Origin of the sequence: Nocardiopsis sp. TNDT3 (genome assembly GCF_003427465.1) — a bacterium.
GTDB lineage: Bacteria > Actinomycetota > Actinomycetes > Streptosporangiales > Streptosporangiaceae > Nocardiopsis > Nocardiopsis dassonvillei.
Window position 1 is genome coordinate 1 of sequence record NZ_QPFC01000011.1, and the last position, 2,070, is coordinate 2,070.

Here is a 2,070-nt window from a genome sequence, read left to right on the forward strand (position 1 = left end):
GAGTCGGGGAGTGGGGCGCCCCGCCGGGGGCGGAGCGCCCGCGAACCTCCGCCGTACGGCCGTCCTAGCGGTCGCCGTAGTTGTAGAGGGTTTCGTTCACCGGTTCCGCGGTGGCGGTCGAGTCCGTGGCGAGGCTGGTGGCCACGAAGGTGGCACCTCCCGCCAGGGCCGCGCCGATGACGCAGGCGGCGATTACCTTGATCACTTGGGGATCTCCTTCCGCGCGCCCGATCCCGCGCTGGGTCCGGAGCGCTGGAAAACGAGACTAGAACCTGATCTAGCCATAGACCAGATGATTGCCCCAACTGTAACTAACCCGCCGGTAACTTCCAACCCCGGAATGCCAGCTTTGTCAGCCTTTACATGCTGGTCCTGCACCCGAAGAAGCACCATGCCGGAGCCCTCCACCACCACGGACAGACCCTCCACACCTGACCAGAACTGGTTATCGGCTGGCGCGGACACCGCCACGTACCGCACCCCCAGCCCGCCCAGCGCCGCGGCGTCCAACCGCCCGGGCAGGCCCGTCGCCGGGTCAGGCCCGAGCACCCCGGCGACCCGTCGCGCCCGCGCGTCCTCCCCGGTCACGACCACCTCTCCCCCGTCCGGGGTGCCCACGACCAGGTCGTCGTTCCACAGGGTGCGCCGGTCGAAGAGCTTGGTCGCCGGGTCCAGGACGACCGTGGCCCGCCCCGACCAGTCGGGGCCGCGGTAGGCGCTCCAGGGCAGCACCAGCACCGCCCCGGGCCGGTCGTCGGCGGCCACCGCCTCCTGCGCCGCCAGCCACTCCCCGGGGTAGTGCACCGGGGCCAACCGGCCGCTCGCGCCCCACAGCAGTCCCGGCAGCACCACCACCGGCAGCAGCGCCACGAACACCGCGAGCCCCGTCCGCAGCGCAGCACCCTGCCGTCCGGCCAGCCACCACACACACGCGCCGAGGCCGAGCGCCTGGACCAGGGACAGCGGGGCCACGTAGAGCTGGCCGTCGCGCAGCGGCCCGAACCCCGGCCAGGCGGAGATCAGCCAGACCAGCAGCGCGCTCCCCGGCCCGGTGGCCCCCAGCAGGGCGATCAGCAGGCCCAGGGCGGCGGCCGCCGAAAGACCGGGGCCGAACTCCGGCCGCTCCCGGCGCAGCAACCACACCCAACCCGCCAACGCCAGCAGACACAGCAGCAGGCGGGCCGCGGCCGTCACCGGCTCGCCGTAGCCCGCCGGAACCGCACCGGAGTTCCACACCCCGCCCAGGAGCAGCAGGGAGCCGAGGACCCCGAACGGGGTGTCCGAACGGGCCGCGAACGCCGCCACCCCGGCCGGGTCCGTACCCGCCCCGCTGACCAGGGACGGAAGCAGCCAGGGCAGGGAGACCACCACCAGCGCCAGCACGAACAGCACCGCCCGCCCCCACCAGCGCGGCGCACGCGGGTGCGCGGAAGTCACGGGAGAGGCGTTCTGAGCCTCCCGGGGGTCAGGAGGAACCTGAGCCGCCGAGGGAGCCGCAGGGGCCCCAGGGTCCGAAGCGCCCGCAGGAGTCGCGGTCGCCGGAGAGGCTGGAGGGTCTGAAGACCCCGCAAGGGCTGAGGGATCCGCGGAGACCGAAAGATCCGCAGGGGGCGCAGGTGCCGCAGGGCCTGAAGGGGCCCCAGTGCATGGAGGGGCCCCAGAGACAGGAGGACCCGAAGTACCTGAAGGAGGCGGAGGAGTACCGGAAGGCCGCTTACGTCGAGGGTCCCGAGAGGTCGAAGCGGCCCGGGATGCTCGGAGGGCACGACGCTGACGCGGCGCGCGCGGGCGGGCGGTGAGGGCGACGGGACCGGCGGTGAGGGCGGTCAGCACCACCGACGAGAACCCGCCGACCGCGGCGGGCACCAGAGCGCGCACCAGCCCGGCGAGCCCCGGACCCGGCCGCACCCTCGCCAGACGGACGGTCGCCCCCACCACCCACGGCAGCCCCGCGTAGCCCAGCAGCATCGCCCACTGGCCCAACAGCAGCCGCTCGGCCACGAACGGGTTCCACACGTAGGCCGTCCCGGCGGCGGCCGACGCCACCAGGACCCCGGCACCGCCGCGGGG

2 protein-coding genes are annotated in these 2,070 nt (G+C 74.0%); both read right to left on the reverse strand.

Going from position 1 to position 2,070, the window contains the following annotated elements; translation table 11 throughout:
- Positions 1-64 precede the first annotated feature (64 nt).
- Entirely contained in the window at positions 65-205 is a 141-nt protein-coding gene (locus tag DQW06_RS29090; protein WP_013154713.1) for a hypothetical protein, read from the reverse strand.
- On the reverse strand, positions 202-1,437 hold the full coding sequence (locus DQW06_RS00230; protein WP_232832923.1) for a hypothetical protein: 1,236 nt from the start codon (positions 1,435-1,437) through the stop codon (positions 202-204). The genes DQW06_RS29090 and DQW06_RS00230 overlap by 4 nt, the downstream gene beginning before the upstream one ends.
- Between the last annotated feature and the right edge of the window lie 633 nt (positions 1,438-2,070).